23 protein-coding genes are annotated in these 22,770 nt (G+C 63.5%); 8 read left to right on the plus strand and 15 right to left on the minus strand.

The genetic code is table 11. From position 1 onward, the window contains the following. The first annotated feature begins 1 nt into the window (after position 1). Positions 2-226 carry a formate dehydrogenase subunit delta gene (locus tag ACFPAH_RS14695; RefSeq protein WP_379746743.1) on the plus strand — a complete coding sequence of 75 codons (225 nt, stop codon included), beginning with the start codon at positions 2-4 and terminating at the stop codon, positions 224-226. Beyond that, a complete protein-coding gene (locus ACFPAH_RS14700; RefSeq protein ID WP_379746745.1) occupies positions 207-728 on the plus strand; it encodes a nitrate reductase associated protein in 522 nt (173 codons plus the stop codon). Before ACFPAH_RS14695 ends, ACFPAH_RS14700 begins: the two co-directional genes overlap by 20 nt. 393 nt (positions 729-1,121) lie before the next feature. On the opposite strand, the gene ACFPAH_RS14705 is transcribed toward ACFPAH_RS14700, so the two are convergent. The 3 genes from ACFPAH_RS14705 to oxc form a co-directional block, all read right to left on the minus strand. Beyond that, complete coding sequence (locus ACFPAH_RS14705; protein ID WP_379746747.1) at positions 1,122-1,550, minus strand: PAS domain-containing protein; 429 nt, start codon at positions 1,548-1,550, stop codon at positions 1,122-1,124. Positions 1,551-1,631: 81 nt separating this feature from the next. Next, complete coding sequence (frc, locus tag ACFPAH_RS14710) at positions 1,632-2,882, minus strand: formyl-CoA transferase (RefSeq protein ID WP_379746749.1); 1,251 nt, start codon at positions 2,880-2,882, stop codon at positions 1,632-1,634. A gap of 101 nt (positions 2,883-2,983) precedes the next feature. Continuing rightward, on the minus strand, positions 2,984-4,690 hold the full coding sequence (oxc, locus tag ACFPAH_RS14715; RefSeq protein WP_379746751.1) for an oxalyl-CoA decarboxylase: 1,707 nt from the start codon (positions 4,688-4,690) through the stop codon (positions 2,984-2,986). Between the two features lie 145 nt (positions 4,691-4,835). Here oxc and ACFPAH_RS14720 point away from each other — a divergent pair, with 145 nt between their 5' ends. Then, on the plus strand, positions 4,836-5,444 hold the full coding sequence (locus tag ACFPAH_RS14720; protein ID WP_379746753.1) for a Crp/Fnr family transcriptional regulator: 609 nt from the start codon (positions 4,836-4,838) through the stop codon (positions 5,442-5,444). A gap of 127 nt (positions 5,445-5,571) precedes the next feature. Here the strand turns inward: ACFPAH_RS14720 and ACFPAH_RS14725 are convergent, their stop codons facing one another. From ACFPAH_RS14725 to ACFPAH_RS14735, 3 genes are all read right to left on the minus strand, one after another. After that, the gene (locus ACFPAH_RS14725; protein ID WP_379746755.1) at positions 5,572-6,588 is read right to left on the minus strand and encodes a 2-dehydropantoate 2-reductase; all 1,017 of its coding nucleotides are present in this window, start codon (positions 6,586-6,588) and stop codon (positions 5,572-5,574) included. A 14-nt stretch (positions 6,589-6,602) separates the two neighbouring features. Beyond that, the gene (locus ACFPAH_RS14730; RefSeq protein WP_379746757.1) at positions 6,603-7,370 is read right to left on the minus strand and encodes a fumarylacetoacetate hydrolase family protein; all 768 of its coding nucleotides are present in this window, start codon (positions 7,368-7,370) and stop codon (positions 6,603-6,605) included. Positions 7,371-7,539: 169 nt separating this feature from the next. Continuing rightward, entirely contained in the window at positions 7,540-7,857 is a 318-nt protein-coding gene (locus ACFPAH_RS14735) for a hypothetical protein (RefSeq protein ID WP_379746759.1), read from the minus strand. A gap of 127 nt (positions 7,858-7,984) precedes the next feature. Here ACFPAH_RS14735 and ACFPAH_RS14740 point away from each other — a divergent pair, with 127 nt between their 5' ends. Then, on the plus strand, positions 7,985-8,920 hold the full coding sequence (locus ACFPAH_RS14740) for a LysR family transcriptional regulator (RefSeq protein WP_379746761.1): 936 nt from the start codon (positions 7,985-7,987) through the stop codon (positions 8,918-8,920). On the opposite strand, the gene ACFPAH_RS14745 is transcribed toward ACFPAH_RS14740, so the two are convergent. The 6 genes from ACFPAH_RS14745 to ACFPAH_RS14770 form a co-directional block, all read right to left on the minus strand. Continuing rightward, positions 8,917-9,849: a histone deacetylase family protein gene (locus ACFPAH_RS14745; protein ID WP_379746763.1), complete on the minus strand. Its 933-nt coding sequence runs from the start codon at positions 9,847-9,849 to the stop codon at positions 8,917-8,919. The two genes, ACFPAH_RS14740 and ACFPAH_RS14745, sit on opposite strands and share 4 nt — an antisense overlap. Positions 9,850-9,865: 16 nt before the next feature. Beyond that, complete coding sequence (fdhF, locus tag ACFPAH_RS14750) at positions 9,866-12,715, minus strand: formate dehydrogenase subunit alpha (RefSeq protein ID WP_379746765.1); 2,850 nt, start codon at positions 12,713-12,715, stop codon at positions 9,866-9,868. 3 nt (positions 12,716-12,718) lie between these two features. Further along, a complete protein-coding gene (locus ACFPAH_RS14755; RefSeq protein WP_379746767.1) occupies positions 12,719-14,422 on the minus strand; it encodes an NAD(P)H-dependent oxidoreductase subunit E in 1,704 nt (567 codons plus the stop codon). A 98-nt stretch (positions 14,423-14,520) separates the two neighbouring features. Next, entirely contained in the window at positions 14,521-15,768 is a 1,248-nt protein-coding gene (frc, locus tag ACFPAH_RS14760; protein WP_379746769.1) for a formyl-CoA transferase, read from the minus strand. A gap of 301 nt (positions 15,769-16,069) precedes the next feature. Continuing rightward, positions 16,070-17,392, minus strand: coding sequence for an oxalate/formate MFS antiporter (oxlT, locus tag ACFPAH_RS14765; protein ID WP_379746771.1), 1,323 nt, complete (start codon positions 17,390-17,392; stop codon positions 16,070-16,072). A gap of 314 nt (positions 17,393-17,706) precedes the next feature. After that, a complete protein-coding gene (locus ACFPAH_RS14770; protein WP_379746773.1) occupies positions 17,707-18,054 on the minus strand; it encodes a hypothetical protein in 348 nt (115 codons plus the stop codon). 301 nt (positions 18,055-18,355) lie between these two features. Here ACFPAH_RS14770 and ACFPAH_RS14775 point away from each other — a divergent pair, with 301 nt between their 5' ends. The 3 genes from ACFPAH_RS14775 (at position 18,356) to ACFPAH_RS14785 (ending at position 19,525) form a co-directional block, all read left to right on the plus strand. After that, entirely contained in the window at positions 18,356-18,541 is a 186-nt protein-coding gene (locus ACFPAH_RS14775) for a hypothetical protein (RefSeq protein WP_379746775.1), read from the plus strand. A 115-nt stretch (positions 18,542-18,656) separates the two neighbouring features. After that, positions 18,657-19,013, plus strand: a complete 357-nt coding sequence (locus ACFPAH_RS14780; RefSeq protein ID WP_379746777.1) for a hypothetical protein — start codon at positions 18,657-18,659, stop codon at positions 19,011-19,013. Positions 19,014-19,177: 164 nt separating this feature from the next. After that, complete coding sequence (locus tag ACFPAH_RS14785) at positions 19,178-19,525, plus strand: MmcQ/YjbR family DNA-binding protein (RefSeq protein ID WP_379746779.1); 348 nt, start codon at positions 19,178-19,180, stop codon at positions 19,523-19,525. Positions 19,526-19,667: 142 nt separating this feature from the next. Here the strand turns inward: ACFPAH_RS14785 and ACFPAH_RS14790 are convergent, their stop codons facing one another. The 3 genes from ACFPAH_RS14790 to ACFPAH_RS14800 form a co-directional block, all read right to left on the minus strand. Further along, positions 19,668-20,258, minus strand: a complete 591-nt coding sequence (locus tag ACFPAH_RS14790; RefSeq protein WP_379746780.1) for a type 1 glutamine amidotransferase domain-containing protein — start codon at positions 20,256-20,258, stop codon at positions 19,668-19,670. 76 nt (positions 20,259-20,334) lie between these two features. Beyond that, entirely contained in the window at positions 20,335-20,649 is a 315-nt protein-coding gene (locus ACFPAH_RS14795; RefSeq protein ID WP_379746782.1) for a MerR family transcriptional regulator, read from the minus strand. 55 nt (positions 20,650-20,704) lie between these two features. Next, complete coding sequence (locus ACFPAH_RS14800; protein WP_379746784.1) at positions 20,705-21,628, minus strand: DnaJ C-terminal domain-containing protein; 924 nt, start codon at positions 21,626-21,628, stop codon at positions 20,705-20,707. Positions 21,629-21,839: 211 nt separating this feature from the next. On the opposite strand from ACFPAH_RS14800, the gene ACFPAH_RS14805 reads away from it, so the two are divergent. Continuing rightward, on the plus strand, positions 21,840-22,715 hold the full coding sequence (locus ACFPAH_RS14805; protein WP_379747015.1) for a c-type cytochrome: 876 nt from the start codon (positions 21,840-21,842) through the stop codon (positions 22,713-22,715). Positions 22,716-22,770: the final 55 nt, after the last annotated feature.

Genomic DNA, 22,770 nt, shown 5'->3' on the forward strand with positions numbered 1-22,770 from the left:
GATGAACACCCATACCCTTGTAGCGATGTCCAACCAGATCGGCGACTTCTTCGATTCCATGCCCGACCGCGACCAGGCCACGCTCGATATCGCCATGCACCTGAAACGCTTCTGGGCGCCGGCCATGCGGCGCCAGTTGCTCGAGCAGACCCGAGAGCAAGGCACGGAACACTTGCGTCCTATCGTCAGGGATGCGCTCAGCCGCCATGCCGACCTCATCCGTTAGCCGTCCTGCCCAGGCGACGGAGCCGATCGACATGCACAAGGTCTTTGCCTTCGAGTGCAAGGCCGGAAAGCCACTGGCGAGGATACCGATGGTGATTCGCCGCAAGCTCGATGTCTGCGGCGTCAAGCTGACGATGCGCGGCTGGGCAAGCCTGGGCCAGGAAGAGAAATGGCTATTGGTCAGGAAAGCCTGCGAATCGCCCGAAGAGCAGTCCGCTTACCGGCAGCTCCTGCTCCAGTTCGCCGGCGTCCAGATCACGGCAATGGATCCGGCGCCGGACGCCGCCGACGAGATCGCCTTGTCGACATCGACCGAGGTCCCGGCGCAGGTGGTGTTGCAGTGTGGCCTGCATGGCTTGCCGGCGCCCTGCCCGGGCCGCTGGCCCAGGCTCGATGCCTTGCAGCGCTATGCCCTGGTCAAGCTGTCACGCCCCGGACATCATAATGAACATTTCCTGCCGGCCATCGAAGAATTCGACTTATTGGAACTAAGCAAGCTGTAATGGCTGATTATCGTGCGCGAAGTGATTCAAGCCCGCGCTTCTGTATTGACGATTGTAAAAATACCTCAGAATAATTTGAAACCAGGAAATTAAAAATAATAAATCTTATTCCGACAACCAACATTTCCACGCAATTTAGAGCGCCTAACAAAACCTTCAGGGCAAGGCGCGGCGTCGAAGACAGTACGCCTGTACGGCGAGACGCTGCAACGCAGCCATGGAGGTGTTGTTAGGCGCTCTTAGAAATTTACCTACCAATATTCGAAGGACGAAATTTACCAAACGAAGCGCAATCCGGCAGCGATGATGCCGGGTTTAAAACAAAGCCCCGCCGGCGCAAGCCGGCGGGGCTATTTTTACATCGTTCACATCCACGCCTTTCGAGCCAAGCAACTACGCCTGTGCCGCCTCGAGCTGGGTCACGCGCGCCTTCAGCTTGCGCTCCTCGCTCCAGCGTTCAGTCTCATCGCGCACCACGGCAACGATGGACGTCACCTCCCCGCCCGGCCCGTGCAACATCGCAACGGTGAAAGCGATCGACAAGGGCTTGCCTTCCTTGTGGACTGCCGGGACCCGCAGCACGTCGTTGCCGTAGCGCGTCTGGCCGGTGGCCATGGTCTTGTGGTAGCCGTCCCAGTGGCGCGCGCGTTGACGCTCAGGAATGATCAGGTCCAGCGATTGTCCGATGGCATCGCTTTCGGTAAAGCCGAAGATGCGCGTGGCGGCTGCATTCCAAAAGGTGATGGCGCCGGACGCATCGCAGACCACGAGGCCGTCGCCCAGTGCGTTTGCCAGTTGTTGAAAATCGAGTTCGCCTTGCATGGATACTCCTTTAGAAAAAGCGAATGCGCGTCGCAGACAGCCGACGCGCACCAGGATCCGATTATCCGGGTTTACCCGGGATCAGACCACCTTCTGCTCGTGAAACTCCTTGATTTGCGCCGAGCTGTAGCCGAGGCTCTCCAGCACCTCGTCGGTATGTTCGCCCAGCAGCGGCGAACCCGTAATTTCGACCTTCGTGTCCGAGAACTTGATCGGGCTGCCCACGGTCAGGTACTTGCCGCGTTCCTTGTGGTCGACTTCGGCGATCGTGCCGCTGGCGCGCAGCGACGGATCGTTGGCGATTTCCTTCATCGACAGGACCGGTGCGCATGGAATGTCGTACTTGCGCAGGATGTCCACTGCTTCGAACTTGGTCTTGTCTTTCAGCCATTCTTCGATGGTCGCGAAGATGTCGAAAATCTTGTCCTGGCGCGCGAGGGCCGTGGTGTACCCAGGATCGTCGATCCACTCTTCCTTGCCGATTGCCTTGCAGATCGGTGCCCAGGCGTGGCCCTGGATGGTGAAGTAGATGTAGGCGTTCGGGTCGGTTTCCCAGCCCTTGCACTTGAGCACCCAGCCTGGCTGGCCGCCGCCGCCGGCATTGCCGCCACGCGGAACGACGTCGGAGAACTTGCCGTGTGGGTACTGTGGATACTCTTCCAGGTAGCCGACACGGTCCAGGCGCTGCTGGTCGCGCAGCTTGACGCGGCACAGGTTCAGCACGCTGTCCTGCATCGATACCGCGACCTTCTGGCCCTTGCCCGTCACGTCGCGCGAACGCAGGGCGGTCAGGATACCGATCGCCAGGTGCATGCCGGTGTTGCTGTCGCCCAGGGCGGCTGCGCTGACGGTTGGTGGGCCGTCGTCGAAACCGGTGGTCGATGCGGCACCGCCGGCGCACTGCGCCACGTTCTCATAGACCTTCAGGTCTTCGTAGTGGTGGCCGTCGCTGAAGCCCTTCACCGATGCCACGATCATGCCCGGGTTCAGTTCCTTGATGTGCTCCCAGGTAAAGCCCATGCGGTCCAGTGCGCCTGGACCGAAGTTCTCGACCAGCACGTCCGACTCTTTGATCAGCTTGGTGAGGATTTCCTTGCCCGCCGGCGTTTTGGTATCGAGCGTCAGCGAACGCTTATTGCTGTTCAGCATAGTGAAGTACAGTGCGTCGACGTTCGGGATGTCGCGCAGCTGCGAGCGGGTGACGTCGCCCGCGCCAGGACGCTCGACCTTGATCACGTCGGCACCGAACCATGCGAGCAACTGCGTGCAGGCGGGGCCAGCCTGGACGTGGGTAAAGTCGATAATCTTGATGCCTTCGAGTGGTTTGCTCATATTGTCAGTCTCCATTTATCAATCGATGTTGCAGTTCCCGCCGGCCGGCCCGCGGGCTTGCCTGGGGGACGGCGCCCTGGGGCGCCGTGCGATTCGCTGTGTTACTTCTTGGCGCCGCTTTGCGGATTCAGGTTCGTCAGGCGGCCGCTCTCGGTGCCGGCGGTCTCGTCGATGACGGCATTGATGAGGGCTGGCTTGCCGGCGGCAATCGCCTCGCTCAGCGCGCGGCTCAGCTCTTCCGGGGTGGTGACGTTGTAGCCGATGCCGCCGAAGGCCTCGATCATCTTGTCGTAGCGGGCACCTTTGACGAACACGGTCGGGGCGACGTCCTTGCCACCAGTCGGGTTCACGTCGGTACCGCGATACACGCCGTTGTTGTTGAAGATAATCGTCGTGACCGGCAGGTCGTAACGGCAGATGGTCTCGAGCTCCATGCCGCTGAAACCGAAGGCGCTGTCGCCTTCGATCGCGACCACCGGCTTGCCGCTGACGACGGCCGCGCCGATCGCGTAGCCCATGCCGATGCCCATGATCCCCCAGGTGCCGGAGTCGAAACGCTTGCGCGGCTGGTACTGGTCAATGATGCTGCGCGCATAGTCCAGCGTATTCGCGCCTTCGTTCACCAGGTTGATGTCCGGATGCTCCTTGAGCACGTCGCGGATGGCACCCAGCGCGGTGTGGAAGTTCATCGGCGACACGTCGCGGGTGAGCAGGGCCTGCATCTTGGCCATGTTCTGCTCTTTGCGCTCGGCGATCGGGCGGAGCCACTCGGCGTCCGGCTTCGTGATGCCGGCGCCGTCGAGCCCGTCGAGCAGGGCCGAGACGCACGAGCCGATATCGCCGATCAGCGGCGCGGCAATTGCCACGTTACTGTCGATTTCGGTCGGCGAGATATCGATCTGGATGAACTGCTTCGGCTTGCCCCAGGTCTTGCCCTTGCCGTGCGCCAGCAGCCAGTTCAGGCGCGCGCCGACCAGCACCACCACGTCGGCTTCGGCCAGCACGTAGGAGCGGGCGGCCGAGGCCGACTGCGGGTGAGTGTCCGGCAGCAGGCCCTTGGCCATCGACATCGGCAGGTAAGGAATGCCGGTGCGCTCGACCAGGGCACGGACCTCCTCGTCCGCCTGGGCGTAGGCAGCGCCCTTGCCGAGCAGGATCAGCGGCTTCTTTGCACCCTTGAGCAGGTCCAGTGCACGTTGCACCGAATCCGGGGCCGGCAGGTGGCGTGGCGCCGGGTCGACCACCTTGATCAGGGAACGCTTGCCGTGCGCCGCCTCGAGCGTCTGCGACAGCAGCGCCGCCGGCACGTCGAGGTAGACACCGCCCGGGCGGCCCGAGACGGCAGCGCGAATCGCACGCGCGACACCGACGCCGATGTCCTCGGCCTTGTTGATGCGGTAGGAAGCCTTGGCGTACGGCTTGGCCGCGTTCAGCTGGTCCATCTCTTCGTAGTCGCCCTGCTGCAGGTCGACGATCTCGCGTTCGCTCGATCCGGAAATCAGGATCATCGGGAAGCAGTTGGTGGTCGCGTTGGCCAGTGCGGTCAGGCCGTTCAGGAAGCCCGGCGCCGACACGGTCAGGCAAATACCCGGCTTTTGGGTCATGTACCCGGCAATGGCCGCGGCGTTGCCTGCATTCTGCTCATGACGGAAGCCGATGAAACGCATTCCCTCGGCTTGCGCCAGACGGGCCAGGTCGGTAATCGGGATTCCGACCAAGCCAAAAATCGTATCGATGTCGTTATGCTTCAACGCATCGATTACCAAGTGAAAGCCGTCGGTCACGTCTACCGATACGTGGTTTGTCATTGCTGTCTCCAGTTATTATCAATCCGGGCGACCACCCCATTTGTGCCGCCTTCGAATCATCATAGCCAGCACGCCTAATTTGCCTCATTGACCACGGTCAATTTTCGCCGCATCATGTAAGAATCTAGGTAAATGGCCCCATGCAATGACGATCATTTCAAATCACGCGGAAAGAAACATCATCCGTCTCCAGTTGAAACAGAACGTAGTTCTCAAGGAATTACGCGACAGTGAAATGGCCGCGCTCGAACCCTATTTGACGATCGAGAATCATCACAAGGGCGACCTGCTGGTGAACCAGGGCGTGCATGAAATGGCGCAATATTTCATTCTGGACGGCATCCTTAAACGCCAGGTCACGAACCAGGAAGCCAAGGAGATGATCCTGCGCTTCTCGGCTGAACGCGACATCGAAACCAGCTACGCCGCCTGGTGCCTGAAAACGCCGACGCCGTACAGCATCGCGTGCGTCACCAAGGCTCGCGTGGCGCGCATGCCGCTGACGCAATGGGTCGACTTCATGCACAGCCACAGCGCCGTGAAGCAGGCCTTCGAGTACGAGGTCATGAATTTGATGAGCGGCATCATGGCGCACACGATTACGCTGCATTTGCTCGATGCGCCGGGGCGCGTGCACCGCTTCATGCGCAAGCACCCCGATTTGTTCGAACGGCTGCCGAAGAAAGAATTGGCGTCGTATCTGAACCTGTCGCCGGAAACGCTGAGCCGCTTGAAAAACCGGGGAAAGATTTAAAGGCAGGCGCCCGCGGCGGACCCAAAAAACGGGCCGCCCAGGCACGTTCGCCGCAAACAAACGCACCGCCCGGCCATTTCTGGCGTGGACGGTGCGTTTTATTCCTTAAAAATTCCCGCAAAGCCGCTCAGGCAGTGACCAGTTTCTGCAGCCGTACGCCGCCGCCTTCCTCGGTCATGGTCTGCTCCAGCATCTTCACGAGCGCATAGGCCGAGTCGATATGCGGCGTCGGGGTTCCGGTCATGCGCGCCAGTTCGATCACCGAGCCCACCAGCGCATCGATTTCCAGCGCCCGGCCCGCCTCCACGTCCTGCAGCATCGAGGTCTTGTGCTTGCCGACTTTCTCGGCGCCTTCGATGCGCCGGTCCAGCGTGACCCGGAACGTAATCCCCAGCTTGGTCGCGACCTCTTCCGCCTCGCGCATCATGGACGCAGCCAGCTCGCGTGCCAACGGGTGCTGGCAGATATCGACCAGGGTCGAATGCGACAGGGCGCTGATCGGGTTGAAGCTGACATTCCCCCACAGCTTCAGCCAGATTTCACAACGGATATTGTCCAGCACGGGCGACTTGAAACCGGCATTCTGGAAGCAGGCGGAGACCGCATTGGCCCGCTCCGTCAAGGTGCCGTCCAGCTCCCCCAGCGGAAAGCGCACGCCTTCGATGTGCTTGATGACGCCTGGCGCCACCAGTTCGGCTGCCGGGTAGACCACGCAACCGAGCACGCGCTCGGGCGGGATCCTGTACGCCAGTTCGCCACCGGCATCGACGCTGTGCACGGTACGCCCTTCGAACTCGCCGCCATGGCGGTGGAAGTACCAGAAAGGTATCCCGTTTTGCATCGTCACGACAACGGTCTCTGGACCGAACAGCTTGCCTATGCGGGGGGCCACGGCATCGACCTGGTGCGCTTTCAGGGCCAGGACCACCACGTCCTGCACGCCGGCCGCGTCATAGTCGTCGGTCGCGTGCACATTCGGCGCAACCTTCTCCTCGCCATCCATTTCGATGAGCTTGATACCATTTGCGCGAATCGCTTCCAGGTTGGCGCCCCGCACGATGAATGTCACCTGCTCCCCAGCCAGGGCCAGCTTGGCGCCGACCAGGCCTCCTATTGCTCCCGCTCCGATTACTGCGATTTTCATGACTACCCCTTGGTTTACTCGAACCGATTGATGAGCTTTCCGATGCCGTCGATCTCTACCTCGATCGTGCTGCCTGGCCGCATCGAGCCCACACCGACCGACGTCCCGCACAGCAGGATGTCGCCCGGCTCCAATGTCATGTCTTGCGAAATTTTGCTGACCAGCTCGGCCACCGAGAACACCATGTCGTTGACCGGATAGTCCTGGCGGACCTCGCCGTTGAGGGTCGTGCGCACGACCAGCATTGCCGGGTTGAGTCCGGTAGCGATCACCGGGCCGAACGGGCAGAAGGTGTCGAAGCCCTTGGCGCGCACCCATTGCGGGAAGGTCGGGTCGCGCTGGATGATGTCGGCCACGGTGACGTCGTTGGCGCAGGTGTAGCCGAACACATAGTGGGGCGCGTCCTCCACCGAGACGCCGCTGCAGCTGCGGCCGATCACGATCGCCAGCTCGCCCTCGAATACGATCTTGCCCTCGCAGCGCGGCTTGCGGATCGTGCCGCCCGGCTTCAGGTAGGAGGTCGACGGCTTCATCAGGTAGAGCGGCTCGGGCGGCGGAGCGATGCCCAGCTTCTTGCCGAGCGCGTGGAAGTTGTTCCACATCGCCAGTACCTTGCCGGGCACGCAAGGCGCGAGCACTTCGACCTCGCGCAGGCTGATCGACAGGTCGGTGCGCTGCGGGCTGTCGAACATGTCGCCCTTGAAGATGCGGATCTTGTCGCCCTCGATCGTGCCAAAACGAACGGTGTCAAGGTGTTGAAAACGTATCCAGTGGTGGATCATGTGATTTATCTCTCGTACGGCGGGATCGGGGGGATGACCCGGCATGCAAGCCTGCTTCTCATGCCAGTCACGGTATAAAGGTCAACAAATAGCTTGATTCTGAAACAACAACTTCTGTATATCCTTGACCACGGTTAAGATTCAAAAATCTCAACTCAAGCAGTGTTACTTAGACCCCGATCTGCCGCTGCTGGATCTCGCGCCAGTTGATGAAAGCGCCGGGATTGCGGCCGGCGGCGCTCAGCTTGGCGTGGCAGCGCTCCTTGGTGGCGAGAATGGCCTCGACCAGGAAATCGGCGTCATGCGCGCTGAGCAGGTGCGGCTGGTGCTCGGCCAGGTACTTGCGCAGGCCGGTGCGGTCGTCATTGCCGGACGCTGCCCGCGCGTACTGTCCTGCGTCCCAGTACCAGCTCAGTCCCAGTTCATGAAAGGCCGCGTTGTAGGCGTTACGCTGGGCGTCGGCGTCGCTGCTGCAGATCGTCTTCATGGCAATTCTCCCGGTGGAAACGTGTGGTTGAGTTATCTGGAACCCATACTATTCGAACAAAATGATTAGCAATACTTAAAGTTTTTATGGATAATCATTAGCAATCGTTTATAGCTTGGGGAGTGGAATGAAAAACGCGACGCTGCGTCAGCTGAAGGTCTTCGAGGCGGTCGCCCGCCGCCTCAGTTTTTCGCGCGCGGCCGAAGAGCTGCACCTCACCCAACCGGCCGTGTCGATCCAGATCCGGACCCTCGAAGGCCACGTCGGGATGCCCCTGTTCGAACAACTGGGGAAAAAGATCTACCTGACCCAGGCGGGTGAAGAGCTGCTGCACTTTTGCCGCGAGATCATCCAGCAGTTCGATGAAGCGGAAAACACCATGGCGCAGTTGAAGGGGATTGCGGGCGGCAAGCTGAACGTGGCGGTCATCAGTGCCGGCGACTATTTTTTCCCGCAGCTGATGGTCGCCTTCGCGCGCCAGCATCCGGGTGTGCAGCTGAACCTGACGGTGCACAACCGCGAGGAACTGCTGGGCAGGCTGGCGGCCAACCGCACCGACCTGGCGGTGATGGTGCGTCCGCCTTCCGGGCTCGACACGCAGAACGATGCCTTTGCGCCCCACCCCTACGTGATCGTGGGCGCGCCCGACCATCCGCTGGCCGGGCGCGGGCGCATTTCGATGGACGAGCTGATCCGTCAGCCCTTCGTGATTCGCGAGTCCGGCTCGGATACCTGGTTTTCGATGCAGGAGGCGTTCGGCAAGCACCTGGCCGAACTGAACGTGGCAATGGAAATCAAGAGCACGGAGACGCTCAAGCAGGCGGTGATCGCCGGCATGGGGCTGGGCTTCCTGTCGGCGCACACCATCGGCCGCGAGCTCACGGCGCGCAGCCTGGTGGTGCTGGAGGTCGAGGGTTTTCCCTTGATGCTCAACTGGTATGTCGTGCACCGCCGCGAGAAGCGCCTGCCGCCGGTGGCGCGGGCCTTCCGGCAGTTCCTGCTGGACGAAGGGGCCGAGCGGATCGCCCGGATCATTCCCCCGCCCTGCCCGGACGTAGCTTAGCGCTGCATCAGTGCGCGCACGTGCGCCGCGCAACCGCCGGCGAGCCCTTCGCCGCTGTAGCCGCCTTCGAGGATCGAGACGACCCGGCCCTGGCACACCTCGTTCGCAATCCCGATCACTTCGCGCGTGATCCAGGCGAAATCCTCGTCTTCCAGGTTCATGCCGGCCAAGGGGTCGAGCCGGTGCGCGTCGAACCCGGCCGACACGATGATCAACTCCGGCGCAAAGCGGCGCAATGCGGGCAGCAGCTCGCCGGCGACCCGTTCGCGGAACATGCGCGAGCCGCAGCCCGGCGGCAGCGGCACGTTGACGATATTGCCGCTGGTGCCGGTCTCGCTGGCCGCGCCGGTCCCCGGATACAGCGGCGACTGGTGGCTCGAGCCGAAGAAGAGTTCCGGACGGTCGTAGAACGCGGCTTGCGTGCCGTTTCCATGGTGGACGTCGAAATCGACCACGGCAACGCGCTGCAGGCCGTGCGCTTCTAGGGCGTGGACGGCAGCGATGGCGGCCTGGTTGAAGACGCAAAAGCCCATCGCACGGTCCGGCTCGGCGTGGTGTCCGCAAGGCCTGGTCGCGCAGAACACGTTATCGGCCTCGCCCGCCAGCACCGCATCGACCCCGGCACAGGCGGCGCCGACGCAGCGCATCACCGCCTCCCAGGTGCCGGGCGACATCACCGTGTCGCCGCCGTCGAGCGCCACCAGGCCGCTCTCCGGCGCCACGGCGGCGATCGCCTCGACATACTCGTCGCGGTGCACCAGCAACACCTGTTGGCGCGTGCCGTGCGGCGCCTCGCGCCAGGCCAGCTGCTCGAATTCCGGCTGGCGCAGCGCCTGCATCACCGCATGCAGGCGCTGCGGCGATTCCGGATGGCCCGGCCCGGGCTGGTGCCCGAGGCAGGCCGGATGATGAAACACCCAGGTCGTCATGGAGGCTCCGCCTTGCTCAGTCGATCCGGGCTGCCGGACGCGCCAGGTTGGTCGCGGCCAGCACCTGTCCGCCGCCATAGCTGCCCTGCACCGGATCCTCGCCGCCCGGGGTCACCCGGATCGCGCAGTATTTGAACTCCGGGATCTTGGCGAACGGGTCGAGGGCGGCATTCGTGAGCCGGTTGATCGCCGCTTCGTAGTAGCAGAACGGTACGAAGATCGCGCCGCGCGGCGAACTCTCGTCGGCACGCGCATACAGCGTCACGCGGCCGCGGCGCGACTCGATGGTGATGACCGCGCCCGGCTGGGCTCCCATCGCCGCCAGGTCGAGCGGATGCACCAGCGCCACCGGATCGGGTTCGAGCGCATCGAGCACCAGCGCGCGCCGCGTCATGCTGCCCGTGTGCCAGTGTTCCAGCTGGCGCCCGGTGATCAGCACCATCGGGTATTCCGGATCCGGCCGTTCGGCGGCCGGGATGATGTCGGCCGGGACGAAGCGGGCACGCCCGGATTCGCGCGGGAAGAAGTCGGTGAACACGACCGGCTGGCCCGGATCGCCCTCCTCCACGCACGGGTAGACCACCGCGTGCTCGCGCTCGAGCCGCTCCCAGGTGATGCCGCCGATGCTGGGCATGGTGCGGCGCATTTCGTCGAACACTTCCGACACGTGGCCGTAGTTCCAGTCCAGGCCCAGGCGGCGCGCGAGCTGCTGGATGATCCAGAGGTCGGGCTTGGCCTCGCCGGGCGGGTCGATCGCCTGGCGTCCCATCTGGACCAGGCGGTCGGTATTGGTGAAGGTGCCGGTCTTCTCGGGGAAGGCGGTCGCCGGCAGGATCACGTCGGCCAGGTAGGCGGTCTCGGTCAGGAAGATGTCCTGCACCACCAGGATATCGAGCGCCGCGAGCGCCTTGCGCGCGTGGTTGGCGTCCGGATCGGACATCGCCGGATTCTCGCCCATCACGTACATGCCGCGCACATCGCCATGCAGGATCCCGTGCATCACCTCGACCACGGTCAGGCCCGGCGTGCTGTCGAGCGTGCCGGGCTCGAGCTTCCATGCGGCCTCGAAGCGCGCCTGCACCGCCGGGTCTGCCACGTGCTGGTAGTCCGGATACATCATCGGGATCAGGCCGGCGTCGGACGCGCCCTGCACGTTGTTCTGGCCGCGCAGCGGATGCAGGCCGGTGCCGACCCGGCCGATCTGGCCGGTCATCAGGGCCAGCGCGATCAGGCAGCGCGCGTTGTCGGTGCCGTGCACGTGCTGGGACACGCCCATGCCCCACAGGATGATCGAGGCGCGCGAGGTCGCGTACAGGCGCGCGGTGTAGCGCAGGGTCTCGGCGTCGATGCCGCAGATCGGCGCCATCGCCTCGGGGCTGTAGCCTTCGACGTTCTTCTTCAGGTCTTCGTAGCCGACCGTGCGGCTTTCGATGAAGTCGCGGTCGACCAGGTTTTCGTGGACGATGACGTGCATCATCGCGTTGAGCATGGCGACGTCGGTATCCGGCTTGAACTGCAGGAAGCGGTGCGACATGCGCGCCAGTTCCGAGCGGCGCGGGTCGCACACGATCAGCTTGGAGCCGTTCGCGACCGCGTTCTTGATCCAGGTGGCGGCCACCGGGTGGTTGACGGTCGGGTTGGCGCCGATGACGAAGATCACCTCGGCATTGACCACGTCCATCACCGGATTCGATACCGCGCCCGAACCGATCCCCTCGAGCAGCGCCACGACCGACGACGCGTGGCACAGGCGGGTGCAGTGGTCGACGTTATTGCTGCCGAAGCCGGTGCGCACCAGTTTCTGGAACAGGTAGGCTTCCTCGTTGCTGCCCTTGGCCGAGCCGAAGCCGGCCAGCGACTTCTTGCCGTAGGTGTCGCGGATCTGGGCCAGCTTGCCGCCGGCCAGTTCCAGTGCCTCTTCCCAGCTGGCCTCGCGGAAGTACTCCATCACGCGGGTCGGGTCCATCTCGACGTCGCCGCGCTTGGGCGCGCCGGCACGGCGGATCAGGGGCACGGTCAGGCGGTGCGGGTGGTGCGCGTAGTCGAAGCCGTAGCGGCCCTTGACGCACAGGCGCCCGTGGTTGGCGGGGCCGTCGCGGCCCTCGACGTACAGGATCTTGTTGTCCTTGACGTTATAGGTCAGCTGGCAGCCGACGCCGCAATACGGGCAAACCGACTCGACCTGCTTGTCCGGGATGTTGAGGGCCACCTCGCGCGCCGGCATCAGGGCACCGGTCGGGCAGGCCTGCACGCATTCGCCGCAGGCCACGCAAGTGGAGTTCCCCATCGGATCGTCCATGTCGAACACGATCTTGGTTTCCGGGCCGCGCAGGGCCAGGCCGATCACGTCGTTCATCTGCTCGTCGCGGCAGGCACGCACGCAGCGGGTGCACTGGATGCAGGCGTCGAGGTTGACGGTGATGGCGGCATGCGAACGGTCCGGCTCGACGCGCTGGCGCGCCTCGAAGCGCGGCCTGCCCACGCCCAGCTTGGCCGCCCATTGGTCGACTTCGTTGTGGCGGGTGTACTCGGCTTCCGGCATATCGGACTGCAGCAGTTCGAGCACCATCTTCTGCGCCGCCACGGCGCGCTCGCTGTCGGTGCTGACCTTCATGCCGGGCGACGGGAAGCGGCAGCACGACGGTGCCAGCACGCGCTCGCCGTTGATCTCGACCATGCAGGAACGGCAGTTGCCGGCCGTGTCCAGGCCTTCCTTGTAGCACAGGCGCGGAATGTCGATGCCTTCGCGGTCGGCGATCTCGATGATCGTCTCGTTGGCCAGGCCGGTCACCGCCCGGCCGTTGAGTTCGAAGCTTACGGTGGGCGCATTCACCTGCGCCAGTTCATTTCGGGTAATCGCGTTCATCTTTTATCCCAGCCCCAGCTCGTGTGGAAAATATTTGACGACGCAGTCGATCGGATTCGGCGCTGCCTGTCCCAGCCCGCAAATCGAAGCGTCGCGCATCACCTGCGACAGCTCGCCCAGCAGCGACAGGTTCCAGGCCGGCTGTTCGATCAGGGCCGCCGCCTTCGCGGTGCCGACCCGGCACGGCGTGCATTGGCCGCAGGACTCGTGCTTGAAGAACTGCATCGTGTTGCGGGCAGCGCCAACCGCGCTGTCCTGGTCGGACAGGACCACCACCGCGGCCGATCCGATGAAGCAGCCGTAGGGCTGCAGGGTGTCGAAGTCGAGCGGGATATCGCCCATCGAGGCCGGCAGGATGCCGCCCGATGCGCCGCCCGGCAGGTAGGCATAGAAGGCATGGCCGTCCTGCATGCCGCCGCAGTACTCCTCGATCAATTCGACGATGGTGATGCCGGCCGGCGCCAGCTTGACGCCCGGCTGCTTGACCCGCCCGGAAACCGAGAACGAGCGCAGTCCCTTGCGGCCGTTGCGGCCGTGGCCGGCAAACCAGCCGGCGCCCTTTTCGAGGATGTCGCGCACCCAGTGCAGGGTCTCGAAGTTATGTTCCAGGGTCGGGCGGCCGAACAGGCCGACCTGCGCCACATACGGCGGACGCAGGCGCGGCATGCCGCGCTTGCCTTCGAGCGACTCGATCATGGCCGATTCTTCGCCGCAGATGTAGGCGCCGGCGCCGCGGCGCAGGATGATCTCGGGCATGCCCTGCACCGGCGGGTCGGCGCGCAGCTGCGCCAGCTCGCTTTCGAGCAGGGCGCGGCAGCCGTGGTATTCGTCGCGCAGGTAAACGTAAATGGTCTCGATGCCCACCGCCCAGGCAGCGATCAGCGCGCCCTCGATGAAGCGGTGCGGGTCGCGCTCGAGATAGAAGCGGTCCTTGAAGGTGCCCGGCTCGCCCTCGTCGATGTTGATCGCCATCAGGCGCGGCCCCTGCTCGGCGCGCACGATGCGCCACTTGCGCCCGGCCGGGAAGCCCGCGCCGCCGAGGCCGCGCAGGCCGGAGTCTTCCATCGTGCGCAGCACCGTTTCGACGTCGTGCATGCCGGCGATGCATTCGCGCAGCAGGCGGTAGCCGCCGCCCTCGCGGTAGGCCATGTAGCCGCTGAACTCGCTCGGCACATCCTTGGTGGCGCCGGCAGTCACGGTCGCCTCGACCGCCTCGACGGTGGCGAACGGCACCGGGTTCTGGCCGACGACGGCCGCAGGGGCCTGCTCGCAACGGCCGATGCAGGGCGCCGCCAGCACGCGCACGTCGCGGCCCAGGATCGCCGGCAGCTTGTCGAGCAGCTCACGCGCGCCCGCCATCTCGCAGGACAGGCCGTCGCACACCCGCACGGTCAGCGCGGCCGGCGCTTCGCCGCCTTCCTTCACCACGTCGAAGTGGTGGTAGAAGGTGGCCACTTCATAGACCTCGGTCTGCGCCAGCCGCATTTCGCTGGCCAGCGCGGCCAGGTGCGGCGCCGACAGGCAGCCGAAGCGGTCCTGGATCTTGTGCAGGTGCTCGATCAGCAGGTCCGGCTGGCGCGACTCGCTGCCCAGCAGCTCCTGCACCTCTGCCAGTGCGGCGGGATCGACGCGGCGCCCTTTCGGGGCTTCACGCTTGCGTTGGCGAGAAGCGCCTTCGACTCGAATTGGAATGATCATTTGGTTCATGGCTGGATCCGCTACAGAATGGCCTCGACGGCCTGATACCGGCTGCGCGCTTGCGCGCGCAGCGTCGAAAGAATGATGGCGCCGGCGCCTGGCCGGTTTTAAATGACCCGTTCCTCGCGCAGCAGCGCGATTTGCTCGGGCGAGTAGCCGAGGTCGGACAGCACTTCGTCGGTATGTTCGCCAAGCAGGGGCGAACGGAGCACCTCGGTCGGGCTATCGGAGAGCTTGATCGGGTTGCCCACGGTAAGGTAGGGGCCGCGCTCGGGATGGTCGACCTCGACGATGGTGCCGGTGGCGCGCAGCGAAGGCTCCTCGGCGATTTCCTTCATCGACAGGATCGGCCCGCACGGGATGTCGTATTTATTCAGGATATCCATCGCCTCGAACTTGGTGAGGGTCTTGGTCCACTCCTCGACCGTGGCGAAGATCGACATCAGGCGCGGCAGGCGTGCCTTGGGCGTCGCATAGTCGGGGTCGGTGATCCACTCCTCGCGCCCGATCAGCTTGCAGATCGGGGCCCACACCTGCGCCTGCGCGATGAAGTAGATATACGCGTTCGAATCGGTCTCCCAGCCCTTGCACTTGAGGATCCAGCCGGGCTGCCCGCCGCCGGAGGCATTCCCCGCGCGCGGGACGGAAGCACCGAACTGGCCGGTGGCGTACTGCGGATACTCTTCCATGACGCCATTGCGCTCGAGGCGCTGCTGGTCGCGCAGCTTGACCCGGCACAGGTTCAGCACGGCATCCTGCATCGAGGTGAGCACCTTCTGGCCGCGTCCCGTGGTGGTGCGCTGGTACAGCGCGGTCACGATGCCCAGCGCCAGGTGCAGGCCGCTGCCGCTGTCGCCGATCTGGGCGCCGGTGACCATCGGCGGGCCATCGTCGAAGCCCGTGGTGGCTGCGGAGCCGCCGGCGCACTGGGCCACGTTTTCGTAGACCTTGCAGTGCTCGTAAGGGCCGGGACCGAAGCCCTTGACCGACGCGACGATCATGCGCGGATTGAGCTCGTTGATACGCTCCCAGCTGAAACCCATCCGGTCGAGCGCGCCCGGGGCGAAATTCTCGACCAGCACATCGCAATCCTTGATCAGTGCTTCCAGCACTTCCTTGCCGGCAGGACGCTTGGTGTCCAGCGTGATGGAGCGCTTGTTGTGGTTGAGCATGGTGAAGTACAGGCTGTCCACGCCTTCGATGTCGCGCAACTGGTTGCGCGTCGCATCGCCCTCACCGGAGCGCTCTACCTTGATCACATCGGCCCCGAACCAGGCTAGCAGCTGGGTACAGGTCGGCCCGGACTGGACGTGGGTGAAATCGAGAATGCGAACGCCTTCCAACGCCTTGCCCATACCTGTTTCCTCCGGAGATTTATCTTAGACTCATCAGTACTGCGCTTACCAATACTACCGTACTAGTTACCAACATGAAATGGTGATAACACCGAGTCATCATAGCGGGGCGGGCACGAATGGCTCATTGACCGAAGTCAAGTTTCACCAAACGGCGTTTTGACCTCGGCGCAGGCGTCGTTTTGCGGCCTAGTGCATGCGCGCGGCGCCGGCCAGCTGGCCTCCGAGGCCGGGCGCAGCAAAAAAAGCGGGCTTCCGAAGAAGCCCGCTTTCCTATTGCTGAACGCTTGCGCTAATGCCGTCAGGCAGGTACCGCGCCCGGGCCCATGGGATTCTCTTTTGCGTAGAGATCCTTGGAGTACGCGACGTGCTTCGCCAGCGTCGGTCGCAGGACCATGATCGCAAGGAAGGCCGCGGTCAGGTCCATGGCGGCAACGGTGTACAGGACGGTCGACCAGGTGCCGGTCGCCTCCATCATCAGGTTGCCGACCGGGACGAACAGCGCGCCGATGCCTTTTGCGGTGTACAGGACGCCGTAGATCTTACCGATGTGCTTGGTACCGAAGGCATCGCCGGCCAGGGCCGAGAACAGCGAGTACACCTCGCCCCATGCCAGGAACACGACACCGGACAGGATCAGGAATGCATACGGGTTGTGGCCGAAGTAGCCGAGCGCAATGATGCCGAGACCTTCGAGCGTGAACGCGATGACCATGGTCTTTTCACGACCGATGTTGTCCGAGATCCAGCCGAACAGCGGACGCGAGATGCCGTTCATGATGCGGTCGAGCATCAGTGCGAGTGGCAAGGCCGCCATCACGAAGAAGTGCAAGTCGACCTCGAATTCTTTCACGCCCAGATCCTGTGCGATCACGCCCAGCTGCGCAACTGCCATCATGCCCCCGGTGACGACCAGGATGAACATCGTGAACATCAGCCAGAACAGCTTGGTGTTGAGCGCCTCTTTGAGCGTGTAGTCGCGCGTTGCCTGCATCAGCTTGGCCGACTTCTTGACTTCATGCTTCTTCGGCGAGCGCAGGAACCATGCGGCGACGAAGGCCAGGGAGCCCTGCAGGAGACCGAAGAAGAAGAAGGTTTCCTGATAACCCGACGACTGGATCATGGCCGCGATCGGCAGGATCGTTGCGGCCGAACCCGCACCGTAACCACCGGCGGTGAGGCCGACGGCGAGGCCGCGGCGGTCCGGGAACCACTTCAGCGCGTTGTTGATGCACGTTGCATAGATCGAGCCCACGCCGATACCGCCGATGGCTGCACCGACATAGAAACCCGTCAGGCTGGTGGCTTGCGAGTTGATCACCCAGGCCATGCCGATGAAAATGGCGCCAAACGCGACCATCAGGCGGGGGCCGAACTTATCGATAAAGAAGCCCTCGATCGGCGCGAGCCAGGTCTGGACGATGACGAAGATCGTGAAGGCAATCTGGATACTTGCCCGGGACCAGCCGTGGGTACTCTGAATTTCAGGCACGAACAGAGTCCAGGCGTACTGGATATTCGCCGTCGCAATCATGCAGATGACGCCGACGATCAGCTGTATCCAGCGCGTTGCGTTAGAGGCCGGTGGATCAGAACGCAGTGCCGCTGCCGAGGAATTATGCATTTAGCGCTCCTTGGATCATTTGTTCTTTTTTATCGGAAGGTGCAGACGGGTACGCGGGCGCTCTATGCGCCAGCCTGGATGTGGTCTCTAGCATTTTATGTCTCCATTATTATGGTGTGATCTACTTGCTTTACGTTGAGCTGTAAACTCGCGAGCCGTTGCTTACGCCTTTTCTCATTGAAAGATATATGAAGCAACAAGTATTTAAAATGGCCGTCAACATGCTCAAGGCGACAGAACTGCCACCCACCACGTGCGACAGCCGCTTGTGACAGCGCCGTCCTGATTGTGAATGTCCGTTATTTCCGTTCTCCTCATATAGCAAGATTGCCTACGTCGACGACCGCAATGCCTATTGCGTTCATTACTTCTTTCACCCCAGGCGCCTGAGACACTGATGCCGCATCAGGGTCTGGAAAGAAAGTGAAAGTGAGACGATGTTGCTGGAGCCAATTTTCAGAATCATTGACCGCGGTTATGTTTTTGGCTTTTTTTTGGGGGTCGGCAGCCGGTTGCGTCGACGCGACGGTCCCGATTCGGGGTGGACGGCCTGGTGTCGCGCCGATGTCAATACGTGATTGCGCCATCTGCGCAAGTGCCATGGCCAGCGCCGGCAGCCAATGTGGATATTCAGTTCGAATGGCGCTGGAAACACCGGGCATGGGCGCCAGGAAAGCGTCGCTCCCCTCTCGCAGCGCGCAGGGGACACTGGAATACTGGTAATTGGATTTAGGGTAGTAAAAAGACGAAGGCTGCTGCACCGCTACCCGGGGCGAGGACCGCCCGTTGACATTTCGCCCATGGGAATTGGGCCAGGCTGCCATATTGCGCCGCCGCGGCTTTTACAAGACAAGATGTTGTCCCGCTACCGATTCAGGCGTATCGTCTGTCTGACGGCACCTGCACGGCACGCGTTACCAGGCAGGCATCCACGGCAAGCAAGCTCCTTACGAGGCGACCACCATGCGCACCCGCCGCGACCACGACACCGCCAAACTGATCGACACCACGATTACCGAGCTCCGTGCGCGCGGCATGTACGCCACCGCCCGCGCCCTGTACGAAGCCGGCGTCCCCTTCGCCACCGCGCGCCGCGTGCTGGTGCGGCCGGGACAACGCCGCACCTACGGCGCTGCCGCACTCCACTAAGCTTGGCGGGCCGCTCCATCTGTGTATCGAACGGAACATTTGCAGCCTGCTGTGTTAGCATTTGTTCAACGCGAGCTCAGTCGCGGCTTAACGGCATAACGTCATTGAAGGAATCATGGTTAAAGTCAACGGCAAGGAAGTGTTGTACTCCACTTCATTCATCATCGGCCCGAACGAAGAGGCCGTTCTCTCTCCTGCGGAACTGAAGGGGACGAGCATCACCATCCATGCAGTGGAACAGGCAGCCGATGCGGCGCAGCCGGCCCTGAAGATCGATGGCAAACCGGGCAATGCGAAGATTACGCTGCCTTTCCTGCAAGGCGGCGCGTTCTCGGGTTCGCTCGAAATGGGCATGTCGGGCAAGGACAAGGTCAGTGGCCGCGTGGTCGGCCAGGGCTTCAACGGCGCGATGCTGGTGCATTTCGCCATGTACCTCGAGCGCGAAGCGAACTACGGCCTGCGCAAGCCGTAAGCGGCACACAATTCGGCCAGCAGGGATCCCGGCATGGCGCCCAGTGCGCTTCCGGGAATTTGTCGTGGCCGCAAGGTTTTTTCTTTCCTGAATGCATGCGCGTTCCCGGCGACGGTATAGAATCGTTGCCGGATCAACCACTGCCTGCAAAAGGAAAGCCGCGTATGAACTTCGAAGCAGCCAAGGCCCTGTGCCGCTCCTTCCCTGGCGTCACCGAAGACACCAAATGGGACAACGACCTCGTGTTCTCGGTCGGCGCCAAGATGTTCGCCGTAACCAACCTGGGCGAGGCGACGGGCATCAGCTTCAAGGTCGAGGACGAGCGCTTCCTGGAACTGACCGACCGGCCGGGGATCATTCCGGCGCCCTATCTGGCGCGGGCGAAATGGGTGTACGTCGAGGACGCGGCGGCGCTGGACGAGGCCGAGGCGCAGCAGTTGCTGCGCAGGTCGTATGAACTGGTGTTCGGGAAGTTGACCAGGAAGTTGCAGCGCGAGATCAGCGGGGCCTAGCGTGGTGCATGCACAAGGTGTGCACCTGTCGGTGCGGCTGTTGCCTTTCCTGTTAACGGCACGCTGAAACCGCATGGGCACGGCGTGCCCACCCTACCCGAAGAGCCGCGTGTCGAGGGAGAAACGCGGCGGCGCTGCCTGCTTACGACGACGGCCCCGTATCGGCCGCTTGCGGATCGACCCGCATCGCCTTGAGCAGCGCATCGTTAAAGGCTGGAATATCGTCCGGCTTGCGGCTCGTGATCAGCTTTTCGTCGATCACCACTTCCTGGTCCACCCATTCCGCCCCAGCCTGCTTCATGTCGTCCTGGATCTCCGGCCAGCTCGTCAGGTTTTTCGACTCGGCGATGCCGGCGTCGATCAGCACCCAGGGCGCGTGGCAGATGGCAGCGATCGGCTTGTCTTCGGCATAAAAATCGCGGATGAAGGCGATCGAGTCCTCGCTCTTGCGCAGCTCCAGGGGGTTCTTCTCGCCGCCCGGCAGCACCAGGGCATCGAAGTCGCCCGGACGCGCATCCTTGATGTTCATCTCGACCGGGAACCGGTCGCCCATCGCGTCGTGGTTCATGCCCTGCACCGCCTCGCCGACGGCTTTCGGCGAAATCAAAATCACCTGCGCGCCCTGCCCCTCCAGGAAAGTGCGCGGCCCGGTGTACTCGACCTGCTCGACGCCGTCCGTCATCAGCACCGCAACGCGCTTGCCGTGCAGCGCGCCATTACCGCTCTGTTCCATGAAACCTCCGTGATGGTCGAATTGTGATTTAACTAAGTTCGATTCTAGGTCTACCCCGGCATGCACGGCGCGCGCTTCAGGGCTGGGCGATGCCGAGCGCATGCAGCCGGGTGCGCAGGCGGCGCACTTCGTCGGCAAGGTCGATCACGAGCGCGGCCAGTTCTTCGTCGGCGTCGAAATGGCGCTCGAGCTCGAGCAGCCGGCGCGCCCTTGCCAGGTCGACGCTGCGAAAGCGCAGGCCGATCGCCTGCCCCTCTTCCGGCCCAAGCACGCCGGCCTGCACATGCCTGATTACCCAGTCCGGCTCGACATTGCAGGCCCAGGCCAGCTGGTCCAGGTCGAGCGCCACATCGTCGAGCAGCACGCCCGTCAAGGTCTGGTTCGATACCATCGTTTCCCTCCTCAAGCAGGTGGTCGAAATCAAACAGCGCGCCTAGGCGGCCCGCCTAGGCGACGCGCGGATTGAACGCGAGGTCGCGCGCCATCGCCTGGTAGATCGCCCGCGCCTTGTCGTTGTTCGCCGGCGGCAGCACCACGTCGAGGATCAGGTACAGGTCGCCCGGTGGATTGGCCGGGATGCCGCGCCCTTTCAGGCGCAGCTTGCGCCCGCTCTGCGAGCCGGCCGGCACCGTGACCTCGACCGTGCCGGACGGGGTCTGCACCGACACGCTGCCGCCCAGCGCGGCCTCCCACGGCGTCACCGGCACGTTCTCGTACACGTGCGTTCCCTCGACCCGGTAGCGCGGATCGGGCGCGAAGCCGATCTCCAGGTAGAGGTCGCCCGGCCCGGCGCCGCCGTGCCCCTCATGGCCCTGGCCGGCCAGGCGCAACTGCTGGCCCGGGGTCACGCCGCGCGGGATGTTCACATTCAGCGTTTTTTCTTCCATGGCGACGCGCCCGCTTCCCTGCTGGCGCGGCACGCGCAGGCTGATCGTGCGCGTCGCGCCCTGGTAGGCGTCGCGCAGGTCGATGGTGATGGCGGCGTGGATGTCGTCGCCCCGCATCTGGAAGGCGCCGCTACGGCCGGCGCCGCCGTGGCGCTGGCGCCGTCCGGCCTGCGCGAACAGGTCGGCGAAGAAGTCGTCCGCGCCGGCGCCGGCGAAGTCGTACTGCTCGCCCCAGTCCGGCGGCGGCTGGAAGGGTTCGCCGGCGCGATGCCCACGGCCGAGCGCATCGTAGGCGGCGCGCTTGGTCGCATCGCCCAGCACGTCGTAGGCTTCGTTGATTTCCTTGGTCTTGGCGTCGGCGTCCTTGTGCTTGCTGACATCCGGGTGGTATTTGCGCACCATCTTCCGGTACGCCTTCTTGATCTCGTCCGCGGAGGCAGTCTTGTCGACGCCGAGGGTCTGGTAATAGTCCTTGTATTCCACAGTGAACTCCCGGATGGTTAGCTGGCAACCCATACCGCCCACGGAACAGGCTGCGTTTTCCGTTAGGTGGGGATTCACAACACAAATTAAAAGTTCTGGCATCACTAGTTTTGCAAGCAATTGAACAAGCAAATGAGCGGTGATACATTGAACGAGCTTAGCGATTGGCACAACGGGGGCCGCCATGGGCAGATGGAAGAAGTGGACCGTGATGATCCTGGGCAGCCTGATCATGTTGGGGCTGCTTGCCGCCGCGGCCGCGCACTGGCTCAGCGCACGCAAACTGCAGCGCACCGTTGCCGTGACCGTGCAGCCGCTACCGATTCCTTCCGCCCCGGCCCGGATCGAGCACGGCCGTTACCTCTACAGTACCCGCGGCTGTGCCGAGTGCCACGGCGCCAACGGCGCCGGCAAGACAGTGATCGACGCCGACGGCATGCTGGTGGTGGCGCCCAACATCACTCGCGGGCCGAATAGCGCGACCGGAAACTATTCCGTCACCGATTGGATTCGCACGATCCGGCACGGCGTCAAGCCCGGGGGACAGCCGGTGCTCATCATGCCGAGTGAAGACTATGCCCGCCTGACAAACGAAGATACCGCCGCGCTGGTTGCCTATCTGCAGCAGATGCCGCCAGTATCCGGCGAGCGCCGGCGCATCGAACTGCCGCTGCCCGTCAAGATGCTGTACGCGACGGGCGCTATCAAAGACGCCGCCGAAAAGATCGACCACACACTGCCGCCGCCTGCCGCGTTGCCGGCCGGCGTCACGGTGGCGCATGGTGCCTACGTCGCGCAGACCTGTGTCGGCTGCCATGGTGCCGGGCTCAGCGGCGGCCGGATTCCGGGCTCGCCACCCGACTGGCCCGAGGCAGCCAACCTGACACCCGGCCCCGGCAGTGCGATGGCGCGCTACCCTTCGGCCGACCATTTCGTTGGCATGCTGCGCACCGGTAAGCGGCCAGACGGCAGCGCCATCAGTCCGGTCATGCCCTTCGCTTCGTTCAGTCGCATGAACGACATCGACGCCCGCGCCTTGCATGCGTATTTGCTGACGCTTGCGCCGCGGCCGATGGGGCAGCACTGATACGTGGAACACTTCAGCGGCATGATCAATGAGACAGTAGAATCACGGGTTTCCG

This window comes from Massilia sp. GCM10023247, from assembly GCF_042653325.1.
Classification (GTDB): domain Bacteria; phylum Pseudomonadota; class Gammaproteobacteria; order Burkholderiales; family Burkholderiaceae_D; genus Telluria.

Bases quoted from the DNA above. Each gene is read 5' to 3' on its own strand.
- ACFPAH_RS14695 (WP_379746743.1), top strand. From the start codon at position 2: ATGAACACCCATACCCTTGTAGCGATGTCCAACCAGATCGGCGACTTC.
- ACFPAH_RS14700 (WP_379746745.1), top strand. From the start codon at position 207: ATGCCGACCTCATCCGTTAGCCGTCCTGCCCAGGCGACGGAGCCGATC.
- ACFPAH_RS14705 (WP_379746747.1), bottom strand. From the start codon at position 1,550: ATGCAAGGCGAACTCGATTTTCAACAACTGGCAAACGCACTGGGCGAC.
- frc (WP_379746749.1), bottom strand. From the start codon at position 2,882: ATGAGCAAACCACTCGAAGGCATCAAGATTATCGACTTTACCCACGTC.
- oxc (WP_379746751.1), bottom strand. From the start codon at position 4,690: ATGACAAACCACGTATCGGTAGACGTGACCGACGGCTTTCACTTGGTA.
- ACFPAH_RS14720 (WP_379746753.1), top strand. From the start codon at position 4,836: ATGACGATCATTTCAAATCACGCGGAAAGAAACATCATCCGTCTCCAG.
- ACFPAH_RS14725 (WP_379746755.1), bottom strand. From the start codon at position 6,588: ATGAAAATCGCAGTAATCGGAGCGGGAGCAATAGGAGGCCTGGTCGGC.
- ACFPAH_RS14730 (WP_379746757.1), bottom strand. From the start codon at position 7,370: ATGATCCACCACTGGATACGTTTTCAACACCTTGACACCGTTCGTTTT.
- ACFPAH_RS14735 (WP_379746759.1), bottom strand. From the start codon at position 7,857: ATGAAGACGATCTGCAGCAGCGACGCCGACGCCCAGCGTAACGCCTAC.
- ACFPAH_RS14740 (WP_379746761.1), top strand. From the start codon at position 7,985: ATGAAAAACGCGACGCTGCGTCAGCTGAAGGTCTTCGAGGCGGTCGCC.
- ACFPAH_RS14745 (WP_379746763.1), bottom strand. From the start codon at position 9,849: ATGACGACCTGGGTGTTTCATCATCCGGCCTGCCTCGGGCACCAGCCC.
- fdhF (WP_379746765.1), bottom strand. From the start codon at position 12,715: ATGAACGCGATTACCCGAAATGAACTGGCGCAGGTGAATGCGCCCACC.
- ACFPAH_RS14755 (WP_379746767.1), bottom strand. From the start codon at position 14,422: ATGAACCAAATGATCATTCCAATTCGAGTCGAAGGCGCTTCTCGCCAA.
- frc (WP_379746769.1), bottom strand. From the start codon at position 15,768: ATGGGCAAGGCGTTGGAAGGCGTTCGCATTCTCGATTTCACCCACGTC.
- oxlT (WP_379746771.1), bottom strand. From the start codon at position 17,392: ATGCATAATTCCTCGGCAGCGGCACTGCGTTCTGATCCACCGGCCTCT.
- ACFPAH_RS14770 (WP_379746773.1), bottom strand. From the start codon at position 18,054: ATGCCCGGTGTTTCCAGCGCCATTCGAACTGAATATCCACATTGGCTG.
- ACFPAH_RS14775 (WP_379746775.1), top strand. From the start codon at position 18,356: ATGCGCACCCGCCGCGACCACGACACCGCCAAACTGATCGACACCACG.
- ACFPAH_RS14780 (WP_379746777.1), top strand. From the start codon at position 18,657: ATGGTTAAAGTCAACGGCAAGGAAGTGTTGTACTCCACTTCATTCATC.
- ACFPAH_RS14785 (WP_379746779.1), top strand. From the start codon at position 19,178: ATGAACTTCGAAGCAGCCAAGGCCCTGTGCCGCTCCTTCCCTGGCGTC.
- ACFPAH_RS14790 (WP_379746780.1), bottom strand. From the start codon at position 20,258: ATGGAACAGAGCGGTAATGGCGCGCTGCACGGCAAGCGCGTTGCGGTG.
- ACFPAH_RS14795 (WP_379746782.1), bottom strand. From the start codon at position 20,649: ATGGTATCGAACCAGACCTTGACGGGCGTGCTGCTCGACGATGTGGCG.
- ACFPAH_RS14805 (WP_379747015.1), top strand. From the start codon at position 21,840: ATGATCCTGGGCAGCCTGATCATGTTGGGGCTGCTTGCCGCCGCGGCC.